This is a genomic window from Microbispora sp. H10885 (assembly GCF_014161415.1).
GTDB lineage: Bacteria > Actinomycetota > Actinomycetes > Streptosporangiales > Streptosporangiaceae > Microbispora > Microbispora triticiradicis.
The window spans coordinates 177,944-201,590 of record NZ_JABBWY010000012.1 but is presented as its reverse complement, the minus strand read 5'-3'; the positions used below and the strand labels follow the sequence as shown (position 1 = coordinate 201,590).

The following is a 23,647-nucleotide window of genomic DNA, read 5'->3' as shown; positions in this document are numbered from 1 at the left end:
GAGGGCGACACCGAGCGCGCGCAGACACGAGGTGCGACAGGAACGCGCCCGCGGCCAGTGAGTACAGGCTCCACAGAACGACGCGCACGCGGGAGTCGCCGGCCGTATCGGCGTCGGCGTCCTCCTCCCGCGTAACCACCACCCAGATCAACCACGCCTGCGCCGCGAGGTCGCCGCGAGCACGAGCGCGACGGTGACGGGAGGTCCGGGAGGGCGACCTCGTGGGACCGGGTGGCCAGGCGTTCGTCCGGCCCCGGCAATCATCGCCCGGTGGGGATCCCACTTGCTGCCTTTTTGCACCGCCTCATGGCGAATCCCGGTGATGTAACCGATTTCATAACATGCACGTGCATGTTCGCTGGGCATTCATGACTTTACGGAACGCAATGCCGAGTGGCCGACAACACATCTACGGGCGGCCGGAAAACGCGTAATTTTGACGAATGAAGGCGGGGAGAGATATCGTCAAACGCCGATCAAAGCCGCCGTCGTCGGCGCGTTCACGCTGCCTTGCGCGAGGGGAACCGTGTTATACGCCGTGCTCGGACCGTTTTCGGCCATGAACGACCGAGGAGACGCCATCGCCGGCCTCGCCGCGAGACATCGGCAGCTCCTGGCGCTGCTCGTCCTTAATGCGAATATCGCGCTGCACCGGGACCAGCTCACCGCACTACTGTGGAATGGCCGTCCCACTATTTCGGCGCCGCGCAATCTTACCACCTACGTCGCCCAGGTGCGGCGGCGGCTCTCCCCTCGCGACCCCGGCCTTTCTCCGGTCCGTACGGTGAAGGGCGGATACCTTCTTTCCGTCCGGCCGGGGTCCGTGGACGTTGCAGAATTCAACCAATGGGTGGCGCAGGGCAGAATCGCTCGCGAGAATGGCGATTACCACAATGCGGCGCGGTTGTTCGAGAACGCGCTGAGCCTGTGGCGGGGCGACGCCCTCCTCGATGTGCGGCAGATCGACGGGCTCCGCGTGTGGGCCGAACGGCTCGACGAGGATCGGCGGGCGGTGACCGAGGACCTCTTCGACGTACGGCTGGCGCTCGGGCACCACCGCGAGATCGTCGGCGGCCTGGCCCAGTGGGCGACCCGGCACCCGCTGCGCGAACGCCCCCACCGGCAGCTCATGCTGGCCCTGCACCGCTCGGGCCGGACCCACGACGCCTTCGCCTCCTACCAGCGGCTGCGCCGCACCCTGGTCGACCGCCTCGGCACCGAGCCGTCCCCCGACACCCAGGCCCTCCACCAGCGGATCCTCACCGGCGACGCCTTGAGCGCCTTTCCCGCCCGTGGCCGCACGACCCCCAGGGGCATTACCCCGAGCGCGAACTAGTCACCTGTTCTATCGACAGCCCGGCGCTGATGGTGTGGACGGATGTCGTGGGTGCGGCAAAGCGGGCGACCCGGCAGGTTACGGGGACGGCGGCGAACCACTAGGCTGGCAGCGCACCGATCATCCCGTGCGGGAGAGCGTCCTGGCAGCCGGTCAGGGCCCCTGAAGGAGCAAGCCCTCCCCGCGAACCTCTCAAGGCAAAGGACCGCGCGGGCCAGGTGACCTCTGGAAAGAAGGCCGCGAGGCCTCGCCGAAGGTGAAAGTCCGGCAAAGATCGGACGAAGCTCTCAGGCGCCGATGACAGAGGGGGAGGATGCCCGATAGTTCAGTGCAGCATCCGTCCTTTCCGAGGTCCGCATGTCCCGATCCACCCCGCTCCGCGGGGTACACGAACGCCTTGGCGCGACCCTGACCGATTTCGCCGGCTGGCAGATGCCGTTGCGGTACGGCAGCGAGTCGGCCGAGCACAACGCGGTGCGCACGGCCGCGGGCCTGTTCGACCTCTCCCACATGGGGGAGATCTTCGTCACCGGCCCGCAGGCGGGCGAGGCGCTCGACCACGCCCTGGTGGGCCACCTCAGCATCCTCGCTCCCGGCCGCGCCCGCTACACGATGATCGTGGACGAGGACGGCGGCATCCTCGACGACCTCATCGTCTACCGCCTCGACGAGGACCGGTACATGGTCGTCGCCAACGCCTCCAACTACGCCGTCGTGGCGCGTGAAGTGACCGCCCGGTCCGAGGGGTACGACGCGCGGGTGACGGACCGGTCCGACGAGTACGCGCTGGTGGCCGTGCAGGGGCCGCGTGCCGCCGAGATCCTGCGCGGGCTGACCGACGCGGACGTCGACGGCCTGAAGTACTACGCCATCCTCCCCGGTGTCGTCGCCGGCGCGCCCGCCCTGATCGCGCGGACGGGCTACACCGGCGAGGACGGCTTCGAGCTGTTCGTCCTCAACGAGCACGCCGTACCCCTGTGGGACGCGCTCGGCGAGGCGGGCCGTGACCTCGGGCTCGTTCCCGCGGGGCTGTCGGCCCGCGACACGCTGCGCCTGGAGGCCGGCATGCCGCTGTACGGCAACGAGCTGACCTCCTCGGCCACCCCGTTCGACGCCGGCCTCGGGCGGGTCGTCCGCTTCGACAAGCCGGGCGACTTCGTGGGCCGGTCCGCCCTGGAACGGGCCGCGCAGAACGGCTCCACTCGGCGGCTGGTCGGGCTGGTGGCCCGCGGCCGCCGGGTGCCCCGCCACGGCTACCCCGTCACCCGGGAGGGCGCCGTCGTCGGCGAGGTGACCAGCGGCGCGCCGTCGCAGGCCCTCGGCAAGCCGATCGCCATGGCGTACGTCACCGAGGACGCCCTCCGCGAGGGCGGCCTGGCGGTCGACATCCGGGGCAGCCATGAACCGGTCGACGTCGTCGATCTGCCTTTCTACAGGAGGAGCAAGTGAGCAGCATTCCCGAGGAGCTGAGCTACACCAAGGAGCACGAGTGGGTGGCCGGGATCGACGACGGCCTCACCGTGACGGTGGGCATCACGGAGTACGCCGCCGAGCAGCTCGGCGACGTGGTGTTCGTGCAGGTGCCGGAGGCGGGCACGACGGTGGCGGCCGGTGACGCGGTCGGCGAGGTCGAGTCGACCAAGTCGGTGAGCGACATCTTCGCCCCGGTCGGCGGCGAGATCGTCGAGATCAACTCCGCCGTCGTGGACGACCCCTCCCTGCTCAACACCGACCCGTACGGCGACGGCTGGCTGTTCCGGGTGCGCGTGGAGGGGGAGCCGGAGGACCTGCTGTCCGCGGCGGAGTACGGCACCCTCACCTCCGGCGAGTCCTGACGGTCCCGGCCGCGCACGGGAAGGGCGACGATCAATGGCGATCAGCGTCTTCGACCTGTTCAAGGTGGGGATCGGGCCGTCCAGCTCGCACACGGGCGGCCCCATGGCCGCGGCGCACAGGTTCGCCCGCGGGCTGCACGAGGACGGACTGCTGGAGAAGGTCACCCGGGTCGAGGCCGTCCTGTACGGCTCGCTCGGCCTGACCGGCAAGGGTCACGGCAGCGACAAGGCGGTCCTGCTCGGCCTGTCCGGCGACAAGCCCGAGCTGGTCGACATCGACACCGTCGACGAACGGCTGGCCGCGATGCGGGCGAGCGGCACGGTGACGCTGCACGGCCTCCGGGAGATCCCGTTCGTCGTCGGCGAGCACCTCGTCTTCGAGCGCAAGGTGTCGCTCCCCCACCATCCGAACGGCATGCGGTTCACGGCGTACGCCGACGAGGCCGTGCTGCGCGAGAAGGTGTACTACTCGGTCGGCGGCGGCTTCGTGGTGGACGAGAACGCCACCGGCGCCGACCGGATCAAGCCCGACGACACGGTGCTGCCGTACCCCTTCACGACCGGGCGGGAACTGCTCGCGCACTGCGCGGAGACCGGCCTGTCGATCTCCGGGCTGATGATGGAGAACGAGCGGGCCTTCGGCCGTACGCCGGAGGAGATCCGGGCCCGCCTGCTGCACCTGTGGGCCGTCATGGCCGAGTGCGTGCGGCGCGGGACCACCCGCGAGGGCGTCCTGCCGGGCGGGCTCAAGGTGCGGCGCCGGGCGCACCAGCTCCACCGCAAGCTCCAGGGCGAGGCCGACGGCGCCGACCCGCTGCGGGCGATGGACTGGATCACGCTGTTCGCGCTGGCCGTGAACGAGGAGAACGCGGCGGGCGGCCGGGTCGTCACCGCTCCCACCAACGGCGCCGCCGGGATCATCCCGGCCGTCCTCTCCTACTACACGCGGTTCCTTCCCGGCGCCGGAGATGACGGCGTCGTCCGGTTCCTGCTCACCGCGGGCGCTATCGGCGTGCTGTTCAAGGAGAACGCCTCCATCTCCGGCGCGGAGGTCGGCTGCCAGGGCGAGGTCGGCTCCGCCTGCTCGATGGCCGCGGCGGGCCTCACCGAGGCCCTCGGCGGCACCCCCGAGCAGGTGGAGAACGCGGCGGAGATCGGCATCGAGCACAACCTCGGCCTGACGTGCGACCCCATCGGCGGCCTGGTCCAGATCCCGTGCATCGAGCGCAACGCCGTCGCCTCGATCAAGGCCGTGACCGCCGCGCGCATCGCGCTGCGCGGGGACGGCCGGCACTTCGTGCCGCTCGACAAGGCCATCAAGACGATGCGTGACACGGGCAGGGACATGCTCGACAAGTACAAGGAGACCTCGCGCGGCGGCCTCGCCGTGAACGTCATCGAGTGCTGATCCCCCTTCGCGGGCGCGGACGGCACGCCGGCGGACGCCCAATAAGGTGGTGATCTCGCCGACGAGGAGGAGGGCCGTCACGTGAGGTGGCGCGAGGCGCTGCGCCCGCATCGGGCGTTCCTGGTCCTGCTGGCGGCGGGCGCCGCCCTGCGCGCGCTCGCCGTGCTCGGCTACCGGCCCGCGCTGTGGTTCTGGGCCGACTCGTTCGCCTACCTCAGCTCCGCCCTCGACCTGCGGCCCCTGCCGTCCCGGCCGTCCGGCTACTCGCTGTTCCTGTGGGCGCTCAGCCCCCTGCACAGCGTCACCGCGGTGGTGGTCGTCCAGCACCTGCTCGGCCTCGGCATGGCGGTCTGCGTCTACGCCCTGCTGCGCCGCCGTACGCGGCTGCCGGGCTGGGGGGCGGCGCTGGCCGCCGCGCCGGTGCTGCTCGACGTCCACCAGATCCAGCTCGAACACCTGGTCATGGCCGACCTGCTGTTCACCGCCCTGGTCGTGGCCGCCGTGACCATCCTGCTGTGGCGGCCCCGGCCGGGCGGATGGCTCGTCGTCGTGGCGCTGCTGCTGCTCGGGCTGGCGACGGTCACCCGGACCCTCGGGCTGCCGCTGATCGCGCTCGCGCTGCTCCCGGCGCTGTTCGCCCGGCGCTGGCGGACCGCGCTCGCCGGGCTCGCGGCCGCCTCGGCCGTCCTCGGCGGGTACGCCGTCTGGTTCCACGACGCCCACGGGTCGTACGGGATGGGCGGCAGCAGCACCTGGCTGTGGTCGCGCACGATGACCTTCGCCGACTGCGCGGTGATGAAGCCGCCGCCGGACCTCGCGGTGCTGTGCCCGTCGGGGCCCCGGCTCGCCGCGCCCGCCTACATCTGGGACGCCCGCTCCCCCATCCAGCGGGTCAAGAAGGACCGGGAGCGGCTGGCGGGCGAGTTCGCCTCGCTGGCGATCCGCAGCCAGCCGCTCGACTTCCTGGCGACCGGCCCGCACGACGCCCTGTGGGCGTTCGAGTGGGACCGCAGGCCGTACCCCTCCCCGGGGCCGCAGAGCGCGTACGTCTTTCCCGCCTCGGTGAAGCCGTTCACCTCCAAGGTGGCCTCCGGCGGCCGTACGGCGGCCGAGCTCACCACCGCCTACCAGGGCGCCTCGGGCGGCACGCGGGTGGCCGAGCCGTTCGCGGGATGGCTGCGCGCCTACCAGGAGCAGGGCTTCCTGCGCGGGCCGCTGCTGGCGGTGGTGCTGCTGGCCGGGCTCGCCGGGGTGCTCGCGCGGCGGTGGGCCGCGCTGCTGCCGTGGACCGCCGCGATGGTCCTGCTCCTGCTGCCGCCCCTGATCGCCGCCTTCGACCACCGTTACGTGGTGCCCGTCGTGCCGCTCGCCTGCCTGGCCGCCGGGCTGGCGCTCGGCGCCCCCGTGGCCCCCGTGGCCTCGACCGGCTCCTCCGCCCGGACCGCGGCCGGGGGCCGGAGACGGTCAGCGTCCGCGAACGTGCAGGCGGACGACGGCGGGCGCGTCGTCCCGGCCGACCGTGCGGCGAAGGCGTGAGACCGCCGACTCGTCCAGCCGCCTGATCACCTGCCGCAGGTCGGCCGATCGCTGCAGGGACACCGACACCCGCAGCCTGCCGTCCCCGACGACTCTGACCGACAGGCGGCCGATCCCCTCGACGCCCTTGAGCGCCACGCCGAGCATCGCGATGCCCGCGCCGGTGCGCCTGCCGAGCCGTCCCCAGCCGAGGGCCAGGACGAGCCAGCGGGTCGCGACCAGGGCGACCAGCATCGCCGCCCCGGCCAGCAGGGGGAGCGCCCACGGCCGGCCGCCGAGCACGCCCACACCGACCGGCGGCGATCCGGGCCGCCGTACGACGGCCAGCAGGCCGAGTCCTCCCGCGACCAGCACCAGACCCACGAGGAGCAGTCCGACGCGGTTTCCGAGACGCGGGCGCATGTCAGTTTCCCCTCCCCCGGAGCCGTACGACCACCTCGTGGCGGGCCTGGACGCCGAGGCCGGCCAGGCGGTCGCCCACGGCCGCGCCGACCTCGCGCAGGACCGCCCCGGTCCTGGCCGTGCCGGTGACCACGGTGACCTCGATCCGGCCGCGCAGGATGTGGACGTTGGCGCGCCGGACGTCCTCGACCTCGCGGGCCGAGGAGATGAGCGTGCGACGCAGCCCGACGCGGGTCAGGCCCATCGCGAGCAGCGGGTCCTCGCACCGCAGGGGCACGAGACGGGGACGGCCGGGCACGACGGCGAGAGCCACCAGGCCCGCGCCGCAGACGATCATGCCGACCGCGGCGAGCGGGACGGCCGGGTCGGCCAGGGTGAGGTTCAGCAGGCGGGGCGGCAACCGCCAGGGCACGGGCACCCTGAGCATGACGGCGACGGCCTGGGCGGTGAGCGCCCAGCCGAGCAGGGCGAGCACGGCGGCGACGACGATCGCGGCGGGAGTGCGTCCCGGCCGCAGGACACGTGCGACGGTGCGACGACCGGCCGTGCCGTCCTCCGGGACCGTCGTGCCGCCTCTTCCGGCGCCCTCGTCGCTCCGGGCCCAGCCGGCGGGTCCGGAACGGATGGCGGTTCCGCCTCCCGTGGCGCGTACGGCGTCCTCGGCGTATTCCGCGCGCATGTCGCCGCCGGCGCCCGTGACGCCTCCGGCATCCCCGGTGCCACTGGTGGTGGTCCTGGCGCTCCTGGCCGACGAACCCGTCAGGATCTCCTGCAGGATGCTCATCAGCCGCTCACCCCTCCCGCGCACCGCGCAGGGCCCGCTCGGTAGTCACGTACTCATGGGTATATCGGCGCCGCGCCGCGCCGGGCGGGACACCCGCCCGGATGGGTGATCATGGCGGCTTCCCGGCCGAGATTTTGCCTGGGCCAAGTAACGTGAACCAGGCTCATGTACTCCGCGTTAGGCTGCCCCCATGGACGACCGGCAGCGCCTCGACCGGGCGACGGCCCACCTGGAGCCCCCCTTCGCGGTCCTCGACATGGACGCCCTGCGGGCGAACGCGGCCGGCATGGTGCGCCGGGCCCGGGGCAAACCGATCCGCGTCGCGAGCAAGTCGATCCGCTGCCGGGCCGTGCTGGAGCGGGTCCTGGACATGGACGGCTTCTCGGGAATCATGGCGTTCACGCTGCCCGAGGCGTTGTGGCTGGCCTCCACCGGCCTGCGGGACGTGCTCGTGGCGTACCCGACGGCCGACCGGACGGCCCTGCGCGCCCTGGGGTCGGACGAGGCCGCGGCCCGGGAGATCACGGTGACGGTCGACTCGCCCGAGCACCTCGACCTGATCGAGAGCCTCCGGACGCCTCACCCCATCCGCGTCTGCCTCGACATCGACGCGGGTTTCACGGCCTTCGGCGGCAGGTTCCGCGCGGGCGCGCTGCGGTCACCGGTCCGCGAGCCCGGGCAGGCCGCCGCCATCGCCGCCGACATCGTCCGGCGGCCCGGGCTGCGCCTGGCCGGGCTCATGGCGTACGAGGCGCAGATCGCCGGGGTGGGCGACGCCGTCCCCGGGCCGTACGGCGGGGCGGTGCGCTGGATGCAGCGGCGGTCGCGCCGCGAGCTGGCCGTACGGCGCGGCCGGATCGTGCGGGCCGTACGGCAGGTCGCCGACCTGGAGTTCGTCAACGGCGGCGGCACGGGAAGCATCGAGAAGACCATCGCCGAACGGGCGATCACCGAGGTCGCGGCGGGGTCGGGGTTCTTCCACCCCCGGTTGTTCGACTTCTACCGCGGCTTCACCGGCCGGCCCGCGGCGCTGTTCGCCCTGCCGGTGGTGCGCCGGCCCTCGCCGGAGGTCGTGACCGTGCTCGGCGGGGGCTATCCCGCCTCCGGAGCGGCGGGACCCACCCGGCTGCCCCAGCCGTACCTGCCGCACGGGCTCCGCTACCACCCCGACGAGGGAGCGGGAGAGGTGCAGACGCCCCTGCTCGGGGAGGCCGCGGCCGGGCTGCGCCTCGGCGACCGCGTCTGGTTCCGCCACGCCAAGGCCGGGGAGCTGTGCGAGCGTTTCCCCGTCCTGCACCTCGTCGAAGGGGACCGGGTGACCGAGGAGGTCCCGACCTACCGGGGCGAGGGCATGACGTTCCTCTGACGCCCTGCCCTCCGGTCTTCGTGATCGGTGCGGGCCGGTCAGCGGGACCGGCGGCGCAGCAGCACGATCGTCGCGCCGACCGCCACCACGATCCCCACGCCGATCAGCACCGGGGCGAGGTTGCGTGCCGGATACTCGCCGGGCTCGGCCTCGGCGTCCCCCGGGCCGTACGTCGTGATCCCGCGCGGCGTGCCCAGCACCAGGTCCTCCACGGACGCGACGAAGTCCATCGCGTTCGACTTGGCCTTCGCCACGCCGCGCTCGGCGACGCGCTTCGGGCTCACCCGGTCCGCGATGGCGTCGACCGTGCGAGCGAGCTCCGCCCGCGTGCGCTCGATCCTCTTTTCCAGCGCATCGGGATCGGTGTCCGCCATGCGATCCCCCTCCTGTGGTATTCGTGTGTGATCAGTCTGCCAGGTCCGGCGGTCGCCCCGTGCAGCGGCCGAGCCGGTAGTTTGGTTGTCGCTTGCCCGCCGATCGCCGCGGGTCACCTTTTCCGGAGGACGTGATGAGCAAGCTCCAGCCCGGCGACGCCGCGCCGGACTTCACCCTTACCGACGCCGACGACAACGAGGTCTCGCTGGAGTCCTTCCGCGGCCGCCGGGTCATCCTGTACTTCTACCCGGCGGCGATGACCCCCGGGTGCACCAAGCAGGCCTGCGACTTCCGCGACAACCTCGGCGCCCTGACCGAGCAGGGTCTCGTGGTGCTCGGCGTGTCCAAGGACAAGCCGGCCAAGCTGCGGCAGTTCCGCGAGCGCGACGCGCTCACGTTCCCGCTGCTGTCGGACACCGGTCTCGACGTGCACAAGGCCTATGGCGCGTACGGCGAGAAGACGAACTACGGCAGGACCGTGATGGGCGTCATCCGGTCCACGTTCGTCATCGACCCCGACGGAAAGGTCGAGAAGGCGCTCTACAACGTGAAAGCGACCGGCCACGTCGCCCGCCTCGTAAAAGAGCTGGGAATTTACTGATCCATCCCTTTCGCGAAGCTCCCGGAATTGTCGGCGACGGCCGATACATTCCGGGGCATGGCGAAGTACAAGTACACCCCGGAGCTGCTCGCCGACGCGGCGGCAACCGCGAGCAGCGTCGCTGACGTACTGCGTTGTCTCGGCATCCCGTGGTCGGGTGGGGCACACGCCCACATCAGCCGCCGCCTCAAGCACTTCGGAATCGACACCTCCCACTTCGGCAGGCCCTCGCCGAACAAGAGCGCCCCGGCCCCGCGGCGTTACCTGCCTGTGGAGATCCTGGTGCTGCTGCCTCCGGGCTCCGGTCGCGAGAAGCCTCGCAAGCTCAGGCGGGCGCTGCGAGAAGTAGGAGTTCCCTACTCCTGCGCAGACTGTAAGATAGGCGGCGCCTGGCAGGGCCGGCCGCTGACATTGCACATCGATCACATCAATGGCAATTGGCTGGACAACAGAAAAGACAACCTCCGATTTCTCTGCCCCAACTGTCATTCTCAGACCGAGAATTTCGCAGGAAAAGGAAGAGGAAAAGGGGTCGTAGCCCAATTGGCAGAGGCAACGGTTTTAGGTACCGTACAGCGCGAGTTCGAATCTCGTCGACCCCACCGAAATGCAGAGAATAATAATGAAGAGTCGCAGCAAAATTCGAAGAATCGAAAGTCACCGAACTCCGAGCGGCCCGCGCTCGCGAAATTGAACCTCATGCTCGGGGCCGACGATCTGTCTTTCCTGGAGCGGTTTGTATCCGCCGGAGGAGCGGGTTCGCGGACCGCGGCTATCCGCACGGCCATCGCTCTGCTGCGTGCTCGGAGTGAGCGGGAGTGACGTCGTGCGGAGACTTCCATGGTGGCGGCCGAAGGGCCAGTTGTTCGACCGTGGCCGCCTGCTGTTGGGGCGTCTGTCACGCGGCGTCCCTAACGTGCCCGTCATGAGAAAGCTTTCGATCACGTTGGGTGCCGCCGCGCTGGCCCTCGGACTGTCGTCCCCCGCCATGGCCGTTCCCCGGCCCGCGGACTTCGGCCAGGCGACGCTCACGGGATTCGCCGTCCTGCCCGCCGAGACCTTCGTCCCCGGCAGCGAGCCCTCGGGGTCGGCCATCGGCGCCGGGCCCTTCAACGGCATCGCCGCGCCCTTCTCCGGGCAGCCCGTCCAGGGTTTCAGCGGCGTCGTCAGACGAGGTGACGGCACCTACGACGTGCTGTCCGACAACGGCTACGGCAACAAGGCCAACAGCGCGGACTTCCTGCTGCGGGTCCACCGGATCAGGCCCGGCCTCAGGGACGGGAAGCTGAAGGTGCTCGGCGGGTTCAACCTGAGCGACCCCGACAAGCGCGTGCCGTTCGCCCTGACCCGGGCGGACCGCGTGCTCACCGGCGCCGACTTCGACGTGGAGTCGATCGTGCGGTCGTCCGACGGCACCTACTGGATCGGCGACGAGTTCGGCCCGTTCCTGCTGCACTTCTCGTCCTCCGGGCGGCTCCTGCGGGCTCCGATCCCGCTGCCCGGGGTCAAGGCTCCCGAGAACCCGGACCTGAACGGCGGGCAGCCGAACATCCGCAGCAGCAAGGGGTTCGAGGGCATGGCGCGCTCGGTCGACGGCCGTCACCTCCACCCCCTGCTGGAGGGGACGGTGGATGGTGACACCCCCGGCGACCTGCGCATGTACGACTTCGACCTGCGCACGGGCCGGTACGGCTCGACATGGCGGACCTATCGGCTGGAGTCGCCGTCGAACGCCATCGGAGACGCGATCTCCGTGGACGACAACCGTTTCCTGGTCATCGAGCGGGACAACGAGCAGGGTGACGCCGCGGCCTTCAAGCGCGTCTACCTGGCGGACGCCGCCGACCGCGACCACGACGGGCGCATGGACAAGGCTCTCGTCGCCGACCTGCTGAACCTGGCCAACCCCAGGGGTCTCGGCGGCTTCGGGCGGACGTTCCGCTTCCCGTTCCAGACGATCGAGGACGTGGCCCTGCTCGACGACCACACGCTCGCGCTGCTGAACGACAACAACTTCCCGTTCTCGTCCGGCCGCACGGCGGGTAAGGCCGACAACGACGAGTTCATCACCGTACGGCTCGCGCGACCCCTGCACGCGGACCGGCGCGTGCTCCAGTGATCCTCGGCTGATCCGCCGGGCCCCGTGATGCGAGGCACCGCGGTGGTTCCGCGGACCCGATGAGCATCGGCCCCGCCGGGAGAACATGCAGGCGCGTGCCGGCCGCCCCGTCGGCACGCGCCTGCCGGAAAAGACGTCTCAGCCGTTCGGCCGGCAGACGATGCCGGTCTCGGTGCGCCGGCACCACTGGGGCAGGCGGCCGTCCTCGCCGCCCGGGAGGTTCCCGCCACGAGGAAACAGGCCGTCCTGATCGCCGCCGGCCTCCCGGCTCGCCCCGGCGTGCGTCTCATCCCAGATTAGACCGGTGGCGGCTACGACGCCACCGCCGAGGAGCGCTCCGACGAGCGCCGACGCGATGCCGACAGTGATCAGCCGCCCGGTCTGGCCACGCGGCAGCCGCTCCGTCAGGCGTCCGCCCAGGCCCCCCGGCGACCGGACGGACTCGCTTCGCAGGGCGCCCGCGGGATGCGTAGCCGCTTCCCGCCAGCCGGGGGCCTGCCATCCGGCCCCTCCGGGGCCGAACGCGGACCCGCCGCCCAGCGGAGGGATCGAGGTGGTGCCCGGCGGAAGGATCGCGGGCCTGCCCGAGGGAAGGGCGCGGCGCGCGTTCGCGTAGCCGGCCGGACGTGGTCCTGGGGCCCCCGGCGATATGCCCGCGGGGCCGACGAATGAGGGCGGTCCGGGAGGGCTCGCAGGACCGGCCGGAGCCGACGCTCCACCGGCCTGGGCCGTACTCCCGGGGCTGGTCCAGGGACTGGCCAGAGGGCTGGTCAGGGGTGAGATCGAGGTGGCCGGAGGCGGCGGAGGAACGGCACCCGGCCGCGTCGCGGCGGCCTCGCCCGGCACGGCGTCCGGCACGGGCACGGCGCCCGCCGATGAAACAGTGCCCGCCTGCGGAACCACGTCCGCCGATGAACCAGTGCCCGCCGGTGAAACGGTGCCCGGCTGCGGCATGGCACTCCCCTGCGGCACGATGCTCACCTCCGTTACAGCACTCCCCTGCGGCATGGCGGCCGACTCAGGGCGCGGGCCGCGCGGCTCGTCCTCAACACCGCGCGGCACCGCGTCCTGACCCGCCATTCAGATCTCCCTTTACCCCGCTTCAAGAAGCGTTCCCGGTAACAAGGATGCGCCGTGATCCGTAAGAATCGCGTAAGGGCCGCCGTCGACTGCGACCTGAGTCGTACGGCGGTATCCGTCGCAAGGGTGAGACCTTTGTGAACAGCCGATACGTATCGTTGGGTACGTGTTCGGCAGTATGCGCGCCTGGACTCGGCGCCACAGCAGGATCGTGGACACGCTGGCGATCTTCCCGCTGGCGCTCTTGTGCGTGTCGACGGTCGAGGCGTTCAGTCGCACCAGCGGGATGATGCACGCGCGGCACGTCGGCGTGCCCGTGCTGCTGCTGCTGTCCGCCGCTCTCGTCGTGCCGCTGCTGTGGCGCCGCAACCACCCGCGTGAGGTGTTCGCGGTGGTGTCCGTGGTCAGCTTCGCGCAGTGGCTGCTGAACATCGCCGTCCTGCCCGCGAACCTGGCGGTGCTCGTCGCGATGTACGGCGTCGCCGCCCGCTGCCCGCGGCGGTGGGCGCTGGCCGCCGGGGTGGTCGCCGAGGGAGGGCTGCTGCTCGCCATGCTGAGCTGGTCTCCCGATCCCATGCGGGCGTGGCCGTCGGCCTCGGTCTTCGTCGTCGCCGTGTGGATCGGCGGCATGTACGCCAACACCCGCCGCCGTTACGTCGAGAGCCTGGTGGAACGCGCCGAGCGGGCCGAACGGGAACGCGACCAGCAGGCCCGCATCGCGGCCGCCGCCGAGCGGGCCCGCATCGCCCGCGAACTCCACGACGTGGTGGCGCACAACGTCAGCGTGATGGTCGTCCAGGCCGACGGCGCGGCGTACGCGATCGACAGCGACCCGGAACAGGCGCGCCGCGCGATGCAGGCGATCTCGGCGACGGGACGTCAGGCGCTGGCGGAGATGCGCAGGCTGGTGGGCGTGCTGCGGCAGGACGCGGGCAGCCCGGCCGAGGAGTACGCGCCGCAGCCCGGCGTCGCGCAGCTGGACGAGCTGGTCAGGCAGGTCAGGGACTCGGGGCTGCCGACGGAGTTCACGGTGTCCGGCACGCCCCGCACGCTCCCGGAGGGCGAGCAGCTCGCCGTCTACCGGATCGTGCAGGAGGCGCTGACGAACGCGATCAAGCACGGGGGGCCGGGCACGCGGGCGCGGGTGGAGATGGCGTACGGCCCTGGGCTGATCGAGCTGCGCATCAGCGACGACGGCAGGGGCGCGGCGGCGCCGCGGGTGGTCGGCGGCCATGGTCTGATCGGGATGCGGGAGAGGGCGGCGATGTACGGCGGGAGCATCGAGGCGGCCCCTCGCACGGGCGGTGGCTTCCGGGTGGTCGCCCGGATCCCCGCCGGAATGGCCGCCTGAATCCATGAGCCGCCCGAAGCCCGTACCGGATTCGCCGGCGCCGCGTCAGCCGTCCGGGCCGGACCGGGGAAAGACGGGGAGCCTGACCGCCGGCGGGCTCGCGTACGGTGTCGGAAGCGCGACGGTGACGAGCGGAGCGAAGTGGCAGTGATACGCGTCATGCTGGTCGACGACCAGGAGCTGGTGCGGACGGGGTTCCGGATGGTCCTCGGAGCGCAGCCGGACATCGAGGTCGTGGGTGAGGCGGCGGACGGGCAGGCCGCCGTCGAGGTGCTGCGCACGGTCGAGGCGGACGTCGTCCTGATGGACGTCCGCATGCCCCGGATGGACGGCGTGGAGGCGGCCCGCGTCATCTGCGCCGCGCCCGACGGCCCGAGGGTGCTGATCCTGACGACGTTCGACCTGGACGAGTACGCGTTCGCGGCGATCAAGGCGGGCGCGGCGGGGTTCCTGCTCAAGGACGTGCCCCCGGCCGAGCTGATCAGCGCGATCCGGTCGGTCCATTCGGGGGACGCGGTGGTCGCGCCGAGCACGACCCGCCGGCTGCTCGACCGGTTCGCCGTGCTCCTGCCGGAGGGGGACCGGCGGCGGCAGGACACCGGCGCGCTGACGGCGCGGGAGCGGGAGGTGCTCTACCACGTGGCCCGCGGCCTCTCGAACACCGAGATCGCGGCGCGGCTGCATCTGGCGGAGGCGACCGTGAAGACCCATCTCGGCCGTGTGCTGGCCAAGCTCGGGCTGCGTGACCGGGCCCAGGCGGTCGTGTACGCGTACGAGACCGGGGTGGTGGCCCCCGATCATCCGAGGGGCTGAGCCGGGGGTACCCCGGAAGTCGCACCCGCGCTTCGCCTCCCGGTCCCGGGGCCGCAGATCGAGAACGTCCGCGAGGCCGAGGAAACGCCCTGATCACGCCCATAGCGTGAACTCATGAGCACAACAACTCAGACCCGCACCGCCGTGGTCGCGCGCGGCCTGACCAAGGTGTACGGCGCGGGCGACGCGGCGGTGCACGCCCTTCGCGGCGTCGACGTCGACTTCGCCGCCGAGGCGTTCACCGCGATCATGGGGCCGTCCGGCTCCGGCAAGTCGACGCTGATGCACTGCCTGGCCGGGCTCGACACCGTGACGGACGGGCGGGTCGGCATCGGCGACGCCGAGCTCACCCGGCTGAACGACAAGCAGCTCACGCTGCTGCGGCGCGAGCGCGTGGGTTTCATCTTCCAGGCGTTCAACCTGTTGCCGACGCTGACGGCCGAGCAGAACATCCGGCTGCCGCTGGAGATCGCGGGCCGCCAGGCCGACCAGGCGCTGTTCGACCGGGTGATCGAGACGGTCGGCCTGCGGGACCGGCTCGGGCACCGGCCGAGCGAGCTGTCGGGCGGCCAGCAGCAGCGCGTCGCCGTGGCACGGGCGCTGATCAGCAAGCCTCAGGTGATCTTCGCCGACGAGCCGACCGGCAACCTAGACTCGCGCAGCGGCGCGGAGGTGCTGGCGTTCCTCCGCAGGTCGGTACGGGAGCTCGGGCAGACGATCGTGATGGTGACCCACGACCCGGTGGCGGCGTCGTACGCCGACCGGGTGATCTTCCTGCGGGACGGGCTGCTGGTGAGCGAGCTGGAGCGGCCGACGCCGCAGACCGTGCTCGACGCGCTGATGGCGCTGGAGGCCTGAGCCGTGCTCCGGACGACTCTCGCCGGGCTCCTGGCACACCGGCTGCGCCTGCTGCTCACCTCCCTGGCGATCGTGCTCGGGGTCGGGTTCATCGCGGGCACGTTCGTGCTCACCGACACGATCGACGCCGGGTTCTCCCAGTCGTTCGCCGCGGACGCCGACAAGGTGGACGTGGTGGTGACGCCCGCCGAGGACGACGGGACTCTGCCGGAGCGCGCGCTCGCCGCGGTCAGAGCGGTGCGGGGCGTCCGGGACGCCCAGCCCGTGCTGTCCGGCGACGCGCCGCTGATCGGCAGGGACGGCAAGGTCGTGGGCGACTACCCCACCGCCGGCGTCTCCATCCCGGCGAGCCGCATGAAGCTCACTTCCGGTAGGGCGGCCTCCGCCGCCGGTGAGGCGGTGCTCGACGAGAACACCGCCAAGGCCCAGGGTTACGCACCCGGGGCCACCGTCGCGGTGCTGGACAAGGCGGGCGAACGGCACGAGTTCCGCCTCGTCGGGACCTTCGACGTGGGTCTCGACCCGGACCTCGCCTACCGGGGGGCGGTCGCGTTCACGCCGGAGACGGCCCGGCTCGTGACCGGCGCGAAGGGCTTCACCGAGATCGACGTCCTCTCCTCCGGTCCCGCGCCGGAGACCCTGCGTACGGCCGTCGCGGCGGCCGTGGGGAGCGGCGCGAAGGTCGTGACCGGGCGGGAACGCGGCGACGAGCTGGCCCGGCGCAACCACGTGGACACGGCGTTCCTCCGGACCGGGCTGCTGCTGTTCGCCGCGGTCGCGCTGCTCGTCGCCGCGCTCGTGATCTACAACACCTTCGGCATCCTGGTCGCCCAGCGGACCCGCGAGATGGCGTTGCTGCGCTGCATCGGCGCGACCCGGCGGCAGGTGTTCGGCTCCATCGTGCTGGAGTCGGCCGTGGTCGGCCTGCTGTCGTCGGTGCTCGGCCTGCTGACCGGCCTCGGCCTCGGGGCCGCCGCGGTGGCGGTGCTGAGGGCCACCGGTACGGACGTCCCCACGGGCACGGTGAGCCTCTCCCCGCAGACGATCGCCATCGGGCTGTGCACCGGCGTCGTCGTGACGGTTGCCGCCGCGCTGCTCCCCGCGCGCCAGGCCACCCGTGTGCCGCCCGTCGCGGCGCTGGGCACGCAGACCGAGGAGCACACGTTCCGCACCGGGGTCGTCCGGGTGGTCTTCGCCACCCTGTTCACGGTGGCGGGGGCCGGCCTCACGGCGGCGGGCGTGCTCCAGAACCCGGGCCAGGTGGCGCTGCTGACGGTCATGGCCGGCGGTGTGCTCGTCTTCTTCGCGGTGCTCGTCCTCGGCCCGGTGATCGTACGGCCGCTGAGCGGGCTGGCGGGCTGGGTCCCGGCGCGGCTGTTCGGCGTGCCGGGGCGGCTCGCGGTGGGCAACTCCCGGCGCAACCCCAGGCGCGCGGCGACCACCACCGTGGCGCTGACCGTCGGCGTGACCCTGATGACGTTCATGTCGGTCCTGACCGCGACGGTGCGGAGCACCGTGAGCGACCAGCTCGACCGGCAGTTCCCGGCCGACTACATCCTGACGGCGCAGACGGGCGGCATCCCCCGCTCGATCGCCGACACGTTGCGCGCGAGCCGCGACCTGTCCGCGGTGACCGAGTTCCGGGGGAAGAAGGCCAAGGTGAACGGCCACGACTACGAGGTGGGCACCGTCACCCGGTCCGCCCTCGGCACCTCCGTCAAACCGGAGGCGTCGGCCGGCACGCTGGACGGCCTCGGCGCGGGTGATGTCGCGGTGGCCGACTTCGTGGCCCAGGACCTCGGCGTCAAGGTCGGCGACCACGTGACCGTCACGTCGGGCGGGCGGAGCGTCCCGCTCACGGTGGTGGCGGTGCTGAAGGCCGGCGTGTCCCTGCTGCCGCCGTTCACCATGGCCGAGCAGGCCTTCGAGCAGCGCTTCGGCAGGGTGGACGACGCGCAGATCCTGCTGAACGCCGCCCCCGGCGTGCCCGCCGAGCGGGCGCGCGCGGTCGTGGACGACGCGACCGCGGCCTACCCGGCGGTGAAGGTCGGCAGCACGACCGAGATCCGCGGCCAGTTCGACGAGGCGATCGACACCGTGCTCATGGTGGTCACCGGGCTGCTGGCCCTCGCGATCGTGATCTCACTGCTCGGCATCGCGAACACGCTGTCGCTGTCGGTGCACGAGCGCACCCGCGAGTCGGCGCTGCTGCGCGCGCTCGGCCTGACCCGGCCGCAGCTTCGGGGGATGCTGTCGGTCGAGGCGCTGGTCCTCGGACTGGTGGGCGCGATCGTCGGCGTCGTGCTCGGGGTGCTGTACGGCTGGGCGGCCACGGCGACGCTGACCAGGGACGTCTCCTTCCGGCTCCCGGTCACGCAGATCCTGGTCTTCATCGCCGCGTCGGGCCTGGCCGGGGTGCTCGCCGCGGTGCTGCCCGCCCGGCGCGCGGCCCGCGCCTCGGTCGTCGGCGCGCTGGCGGCCTCCTGACGGGCCTTCTCTCGTGAATCCGCGCCGCGTCCGCCGGATCGGGTGGACGCGGCGCCCACACACACGCCGGGAGCGCCGATGCGCACCGCGTCCTCCCGGGCAGGCCTGCCTCGCGTCGGCTACCGCCTGCCGACGGTGTAGGTCAGGTGGGTCACCCGGGATGACGCGTCCGTGCGGGTCTGTTCGAGGGCGAGGCGGGCCGGGTCCACGCGGTCGAACAGGCGGATGCCGGTGCCGAACAGCACGGGCGCGAGGGTGATCGAGAACTCGTCGAGCAGACCGCTGTCCAGGTACTCCTGGATCGTCTCGGCGCCGCCGGCGATGCGGACGTCGCGGTCGCCCGCGACCTCGCGGGCCTGGTCCAGTGCGCTGGAGACGCCGTCGTTGACGAAGTGGAAGATCGTGCCGCCCGGCCGCTCCCACGGGTCACGCTTGGTGTGGGTCACGACGAACACCGGGGTGTGGAACGGCGCCTCCTCCGGCCAGGCCTGCTCGCCGGCGTCGAACATCCGCTTGCCCATGACGCTCGCGCCGGTGCGCTCGTACGTCGCCCGGGCGATGTCGTTGTCGAGCCCTTCCTCACCGCCCTCGCCGAGCTTGAGGTTCTCCCGGATCCACCGTTGCGGGAACGCCCACGCCTGCAGTTCCGACCACTTCGTCATCCAGCGCTGGACTCTCGGGTCGTTCCGGCCTTCGGGCGAGAAGACGTCCTCGACGGGCACGGCCTCAGGCGCCATGAAGCCGTCGAGCGACATCGTCACGCTGAAGAACACCTTCCCGGCCATCAGTCCTCCGCCCCCTTCGGTGTGGTCTCGTTCCGGGTGAGTTCGGCGACGTAGGCCGCCAGGTTGCCCAGGGTCTGCTCGCCGCCCTCGATCGCGTGGTATTTCTGCACGGCCTCCTCACGGAGCTCCGTGGTGGGGAACACGGTGCGCATCGTGATCCTGGTCTTCTCGCCGGCCGGCTCGAAGGTCAGGACCGACTCGAAGGCGTTGGGGTCGTCGCGGTACTCGCCGTGCACCAGCGCGATCCGCTCCGGCGGGACGATCTCGGTCCAGGTGATCCACTCCTGGTAGTCGGTCCCGTCCGGCCCGTGCATCACGAAGGCCCAGGCCCCGCCGACGCGGAACTCGAAGGACCGCGTCGTGGTCGTGAACCCCTCCGGGCCCCACCACTGCGACAGGTGCCGGACCTGCGTGAACGCCTCGAACACCAGCTCCCGCGGGGCGCCGATGGCCCGGGAGAGCACGATCTCGCGGTCCGTGGTCGTGTGGTCGGGCTCGCCGCCGCTACCGGTCGTCGCCATCCGGTGGTTCCTCCTGCCTTGCCTGTTCCAGATTTCGCACGTACTCGTCCAGCCGGTCGAAGGTCTCGTTCCAGAATCTCTCGAAGCCGCCCACCCACTCGTGGACCGGCCGCAGCCCGCGGGCGTCCAGGCCGTACAGCCGCTGCTTGCCCGCCCCGCGGACCCGCACCAGCCCGACCTCGCGGAGCACCCGCAGGTGCTTGGACGCCTGTGGCTGGCTCATCCCCAGGTCCCGCGCCAGCTCGGTCACGGGCCGCTCGCCACCCCGCAGCAGCACCAGGATCTCCCGCCGCTGCGGCTCGGCGATCGCGTTGAACGCGTCCGAGGTCGTTGCCGCTCGTGCCATGGCATCATCATATGCCTATATCGGCATGCGTAAGACAGCCTGTGCTCGACGACCGGCTCGGGCTGGTCCGGGTCGACAGGCCGTGTCTGCGGCTGCGTTCGGTTCAGACCGCGTTACAGACGGCGGCCCTGGCGGTCGACGACCACCGCGAAGACGCCCGTGACGTCCTCGTACGGCGGGTCCACCGCCATGTGACCCCGCTGGGCGTCGATCCACACGACCTCTCCCCGGCAGTTCACGGCGTTCCACGCGTGGCTGCCGCCCCCGGCCCACCGGGTGATGAGGACGGCGGCCGCGCCGTGCCCGCCGAAGATCAGCCGCTGCGCGACGGCCACGTACGCCCGGCGGCCGTGGCCCACGTACTCGAAGCGGTGCCCGAGCCACTCCTCGGCCCGCGCGACGCCCCCGGTCTCCCCGGTCAGCAGCGGCCGGCCCGACGGGTCGTACTCCGGGTGCCTGCGCGCCGCCACCACGGGCTCGCCGTGCCAGGTCGACATCACCGACAGCGCGCAGTCGACGGCGTTGTTGGACCTGAAGGCGTCCTCCGTCGGGCCCTCGGCGTTGATGAGGCGGATCCAGGTGCCGCGCGGGTCCGGGAAGCGCCCGTTCACCGCCTGTGCCAGGCTCGCCTGACCATCCGGGTCCGCCTCGGCGAGGCCGCCCGGCCGGCCGTACGTGCGGGTCTCCTCCAGCCGCCGCGGACGATCGGGGCCGTCCAGCCAGTCGCGCTCCGTCTCGTCCCGCAGGACGGCCGACCAGAAGTCGTCGCCGTCCGCGAGCTCCTCCATGCCGGCGCCGCTCCCGTGAACCGACACCGCGTCGAGCTCGGGACCTGCCTCGGAAGCCGTCCGCGCGCCCTCCTCGGGGTCGTCGCCGGGCGCCTCGTCCCGGCCGGCGGTCTCGTCCACGTGCCCGCGACGGTCGGTCTCCTCGTCCGGCCACGCGCACCCGGCCGAAGCGGTCTCATCCGTTTCCCCGGGGACCGGTCGCTCTCCCTCCGGGGCATCCGTCGCGCCGCCGTCCACCACGCCGTCGCCGGCGCACGGGAGATCGGCCTCGGCGCAGGGGGGATCGGCCTCGGCCGTCCCGGTGAGAGCGTCCTGGTCGTCGTCCTGGTCGTCCTCCACGGGCGCGAGCGCGCCGGTGTCCTCCACGCCAGTCGGCGAGCCACCGGGAACGGCGTCGGCGGTCCCCCCGGCCGTCGCCTCCGCCGTCTCCCCGGTGGTCTCCGCGGCGGTCTCCCCGGTGGCCTCCTCGATGGTCTCCCGGGCGGGCACGGCGACCTGAGGATCACCGGCGTCCGCGACGACCCCGGTGTCCCCGGCGGGCGTCGTGGCGGCCACGGCGTCCCACACCGCCGGCGGCCCGCCGCGGCGGCCGGTCAACGTGCTCATGCCGTGGCCCGCGTTGTCGCCGTTCCTGGCGGCGGGGACGACCGGCACGGCCCCGGTGTCCGCGCCCAGCGGCAGTGCCGCGATCCGCACCTCCAGGCGGCGGTCCCCCAGCGAGGGAGCAGGCGCCTCGGCCGCCTGCTCGTAGTCCCGCCATCGCCGGCCGTCGGCCGCGACGACCGGGTTGTACACACCCGACGGCAGCCGCCACCTCGCATGCCGGCGCGCCTTCTCCTGGTTCACGCGTTTGGCCCCCCTCTTCGCGCCCCATCAGGGTGCCGATGGTAGGGGCGGGCCGTACGAGGCGCGGCGGGTTTTCCCAACTCCAGACCCGGCCCGTTGTGAGCGCCTCAGCGGGCCGTGACGGTGATGGAGTGATACCCGGTCGCGCCGTCCGGCGCGGGCGGCGCCTCGTCCGCGGTCTGGGTGTAGCCGGTGGCGTCGGTGGCCCGCACCGAGATCGTGTGCCTGCCCGGCGTCAGGTCCACCTCGGCCGACCACTGCCGCCAGGTGTCGGGGCCCGTGACGTCCGCCAGCTTCGCCTGCCGCCATCCGGCGCCGTCCACCCGGACCTCCACCGCGTCGATCCCCCGGTGCTGGGCCCAGGCCACGCCCGCCACGGTCGTACGGCCCGCCCGCACCTTGTCCCCGCCGCGCGGCAGGTCGATCCTCGACTGGGTCTTGATGGGGCCCTTCGCGGCCCAGCCGCGGGGCGTCCAGTACGCCTCGTCCCGGTCGAACCGGGTGACCCTGATCTCGGTGACCCACTTGGTCGCCGAGACGTACCCGTACAGGCCGGGGACGACCTGACGGACCGGGAAGCCGTGCTCCTCGGGGAGCACCTCGCCGTTCATCGCGACGGCCAGCAGCGCGTCCCGGCCGTCCATGACCACGTCGACCGGTGTGCCGCAGGTCCAGCCGTCCTCGGAGACGCTGAGCAGCATGTCGGCCTCGCGCCGGATCCCGGCGTCGCGCAGCACGTCGGCCAGGCGCGCGCCGAGCCAGCGCGCGTTGCCGGCGTACGACCCGCCGACCTCGTTGGACACGCACGTCAGCGTGACGTCGGCCTCCGTCAGCGGCCGTTTGAGCAGGTCGGCGAAGGTCAGCTCGACCGGCCGGTCCACCAGTCCGTGGATCTTCAGCGTCCAGCGGGCCGGGTCCACCGTCGGCACCACGAGAGCGGTGTCCACCCGGTAGAAGTCCGCGTTCGGGGTCACGAAGGGGGTGAGGCCCGAGATGCGCAGGTCCGCCCCGACCGGGATGGGCGCGGCCGGTCGCGCCGCACGCGGGAGGATCTTCGCCACGCCGCGCCTGGCCAGTTCGCCGTTCTTGCGCCCGGACAGCAGCCATCCGCCGAACCCGCCGGCCCCCGCGACCACGACGCCCGCCGCCACCCCGTTCAGCAGCCTGCGCCGGTCGAAGGCGTACGGCTCGGCGGGCTGCGCGGAAAACGGCGTGGAGGACGACGCGGGGGCGGGTGACACAGGGCCGGGCGACGCGGGGGCGAGTGACACAGGGCCGGGCGACGCGGGGGCGAGTGACACAGGGCCGGGCGACACGGTTCCCGCCCGCATCACGGCCGGCTTGGCCGGGCCGCTGACCCGCTCGGCCTCCCTGACCGGCTCGGCCGGGCTGACCGAGCTGGCCGGGCTGCCGACCGGGCCGGCGTCGCCGACCGGCTGGGCCGGCGTGCGGCTCTGCACCTCGGCGGCCCTGTAGGAGGCCCTGTAGGAGACCCTGTCGGCGGCCCTGCTGGCGGTGACGTATTCGTCCTCGTCGCTCCGCGTGGCCCGGCGCCACAGCCGCGAGAGGGCGTACGCCCCGGCCGCCGCCCCCGCGAGCGAGGGCAGCACGTGCGCCGCTCCCGCGTCCGGCCGGGACAGCGCCGCGGCGGCGCCGACGAGCCCGAAAACGGCCAGCCCCGCCATGCCGTACGCGGTCCGGCGGCGGGCGAGCAGTCCCAGGCCGGCGGCGACGAGCGCGAGCACCACGACGATCCCGGTCAGCAGCACCGGTTTGTCGGCGGAGCCGAACGTGCGGATCGCCCACTCCTTCAGACCGGCGGGCGTGGCGTCGATCACGGCGCCGCCCACCGCGACGACCGGCGCCGCGGCGGGGTCGACCAGACCGGCGACGAGCTGGGCCGCCCCCAGCGCCACCCCGGCGGCGACGAGACCGGTCAGGACGGCGGCCCAGGCGGGCACGCCGCTGCCTTCGCGGGCGCCTTCGCGGATGCCTTCTGCGTTCACGATC

General features: G+C 72.5%; 20 protein-coding genes, 1 tRNA gene, 1 pseudogene and 1 riboswitch. Of the genes and pseudogenes, 14 read left to right on the top strand and 8 right to left on the bottom strand.

All coding sequences use genetic code 11. The annotated features are described in order from the left end of the window. Positions 1-559: 559 nt before the first annotated feature. From HHX37_RS29525 to HHX37_RS29505, 5 genes are all read left to right on the top strand, one after another. Positions 560-1,336, top strand: a complete 777-nt coding sequence (locus HHX37_RS29525) for an AfsR/SARP family transcriptional regulator (protein ID WP_182887549.1) — start codon at positions 560-562, stop codon at positions 1,334-1,336. A gap of 120 nt (positions 1,337-1,456) precedes the next feature. Continuing rightward, a riboswitch (glycine riboswitch) is annotated at positions 1,457-1,554 on the top strand. 139 nt (positions 1,555-1,693) lie between these two features. Next, positions 1,694-2,785, top strand: a complete 1,092-nt coding sequence (gcvT, locus tag HHX37_RS29520) for a glycine cleavage system aminomethyltransferase GcvT (protein ID WP_182887548.1) — start codon at positions 1,694-1,696, stop codon at positions 2,783-2,785. Beyond that, complete coding sequence (gene gcvH, locus HHX37_RS29515; RefSeq protein WP_111700047.1) at positions 2,782-3,171, top strand: glycine cleavage system protein GcvH; 390 nt, start codon at positions 2,782-2,784, stop codon at positions 3,169-3,171. Before gcvT ends, gcvH begins: the two co-directional genes overlap by 4 nt. Before the next feature lie 34 nt (positions 3,172-3,205). Beyond that, positions 3,206-4,579 carry an L-serine ammonia-lyase gene (locus tag HHX37_RS29510; protein ID WP_182887547.1) on the top strand — a complete coding sequence of 458 codons (1,374 nt, stop codon included), beginning with the start codon at positions 3,206-3,208 and terminating at the stop codon, positions 4,577-4,579. Between the two features lie 81 nt (positions 4,580-4,660). Then, complete coding sequence (locus HHX37_RS29505; protein ID WP_182887546.1) at positions 4,661-6,115, top strand: hypothetical protein; 1,455 nt, start codon at positions 4,661-4,663, stop codon at positions 6,113-6,115. Here HHX37_RS29505 and HHX37_RS29500 read toward each other — a convergent pair. Further along, positions 6,044-6,517: a hypothetical protein gene (locus tag HHX37_RS29500; RefSeq protein WP_182876629.1), complete on the bottom strand. Its 474-nt coding sequence runs from the start codon at positions 6,515-6,517 to the stop codon at positions 6,044-6,046. The two genes, HHX37_RS29505 and HHX37_RS29500, sit on opposite strands and share 72 nt — an antisense overlap. Before the next feature lies 1 nt (position 6,518). Continuing rightward, positions 6,519-7,301, bottom strand: coding sequence for a DUF6286 domain-containing protein (locus tag HHX37_RS29495; RefSeq protein ID WP_182876630.1), 783 nt, complete (start codon positions 7,299-7,301; stop codon positions 6,519-6,521). 190 nt (positions 7,302-7,491) lie between these two features. Between HHX37_RS29495 and HHX37_RS29490 the strand changes: the two genes are divergently transcribed. Continuing rightward, positions 7,492-8,667, top strand: a complete 1,176-nt coding sequence (locus tag HHX37_RS29490) for an amino acid deaminase/aldolase (RefSeq protein ID WP_182887545.1) — start codon at positions 7,492-7,494, stop codon at positions 8,665-8,667. A gap of 38 nt (positions 8,668-8,705) precedes the next feature. On the opposite strand, the gene HHX37_RS29485 is transcribed toward HHX37_RS29490, so the two are convergent. Further along, positions 8,706-9,041 (bottom strand): DUF3618 domain-containing protein, encoded by a 336-nt coding sequence (locus HHX37_RS29485; RefSeq protein WP_182887544.1) that lies wholly within the window; start codon positions 9,039-9,041, stop codon positions 8,706-8,708. A gap of 134 nt (positions 9,042-9,175) precedes the next feature. Here HHX37_RS29485 and bcp point away from each other — a divergent pair, with 134 nt between their 5' ends. From bcp to HHX37_RS29445, 8 genes and pseudogenes are all read left to right on the top strand, one after another. After that, a complete protein-coding gene (gene bcp / locus HHX37_RS29480) occupies positions 9,176-9,643 on the top strand; it encodes a thioredoxin-dependent thiol peroxidase (RefSeq protein ID WP_182887543.1) in 468 nt (155 codons plus the stop codon). A 57-nt stretch (positions 9,644-9,700) separates the two neighbouring features. Beyond that, positions 9,701-10,135, top strand: a pseudogene (locus HHX37_RS38315) (HNH endonuclease signature motif containing protein); the annotation flags it as partial. Positions 10,136-10,171: 36 nt separating this feature from the next. Next, positions 10,172-10,245, top strand: a tRNA-Leu gene (locus HHX37_RS29470). Between the two features lie 323 nt (positions 10,246-10,568). Continuing rightward, positions 10,569-11,762 carry an esterase-like activity of phytase family protein gene (locus tag HHX37_RS29465; protein WP_182887542.1) on the top strand — a complete coding sequence of 398 codons (1,194 nt, stop codon included), beginning with the start codon at positions 10,569-10,571 and terminating at the stop codon, positions 11,760-11,762. Positions 11,763-13,008: 1,246 nt separating this feature from the next. Then, complete coding sequence (locus HHX37_RS29460; protein ID WP_310740589.1) at positions 13,009-14,193, top strand: sensor histidine kinase; 1,185 nt, start codon at positions 13,009-13,011, stop codon at positions 14,191-14,193. A gap of 147 nt (positions 14,194-14,340) precedes the next feature. After that, on the top strand, positions 14,341-15,006 hold the full coding sequence (locus HHX37_RS29455; protein WP_208759158.1) for a response regulator transcription factor: 666 nt from the start codon (positions 14,341-14,343) through the stop codon (positions 15,004-15,006). Positions 15,007-15,120: 114 nt separating this feature from the next. Then, positions 15,121-15,864, top strand: coding sequence for an ABC transporter ATP-binding protein (locus HHX37_RS29450; RefSeq protein WP_138462186.1), 744 nt, complete (start codon positions 15,121-15,123; stop codon positions 15,862-15,864). Positions 15,865-15,867: 3 nt separating this feature from the next. Beyond that, positions 15,868-18,351, top strand: a complete 2,484-nt coding sequence (locus HHX37_RS29445) for an ABC transporter permease (protein ID WP_182887541.1) — start codon at positions 15,868-15,870, stop codon at positions 18,349-18,351. Positions 18,352-18,470: 119 nt separating this feature from the next. Here HHX37_RS29445 and HHX37_RS29440 read toward each other — a convergent pair whose 3' ends face one another. The 5 genes from HHX37_RS29440 to HHX37_RS29420 all read right to left on the bottom strand — a co-directional run bounded on the left by HHX37_RS29440 (position 18,471) and on the right by HHX37_RS29420 (position 23,643). After that, positions 18,471-19,136 (bottom strand): dihydrofolate reductase family protein, encoded by a 666-nt coding sequence (locus tag HHX37_RS29440; protein WP_182887540.1) that lies wholly within the window; start codon positions 19,134-19,136, stop codon positions 18,471-18,473. Continuing rightward, a complete protein-coding gene (locus HHX37_RS29435) occupies positions 19,136-19,657 on the bottom strand; it encodes an SRPBCC family protein (RefSeq protein ID WP_182887539.1) in 522 nt (173 codons plus the stop codon). The genes HHX37_RS29440 and HHX37_RS29435 overlap by 1 nt, the downstream gene beginning before the upstream one ends. Further along, positions 19,641-20,003: an ArsR/SmtB family transcription factor gene (locus HHX37_RS29430; RefSeq protein WP_182882736.1), complete on the bottom strand. Its 363-nt coding sequence runs from the start codon at positions 20,001-20,003 to the stop codon at positions 19,641-19,643. Before HHX37_RS29430 ends, HHX37_RS29435 begins: the two co-directional genes overlap by 17 nt. A gap of 113 nt (positions 20,004-20,116) precedes the next feature. Beyond that, entirely contained in the window at positions 20,117-21,637 is a 1,521-nt protein-coding gene (locus tag HHX37_RS37980) for a toxin glutamine deamidase domain-containing protein (RefSeq protein ID WP_310740588.1), read from the bottom strand. A 107-nt stretch (positions 21,638-21,744) separates the two neighbouring features. After that, positions 21,745-23,643, bottom strand: coding sequence for a molybdopterin-dependent oxidoreductase (locus tag HHX37_RS29420; protein WP_310740587.1), 1,899 nt, complete (start codon positions 23,641-23,643; stop codon positions 21,745-21,747). Positions 23,644-23,647: the final 4 nt, after the last annotated feature.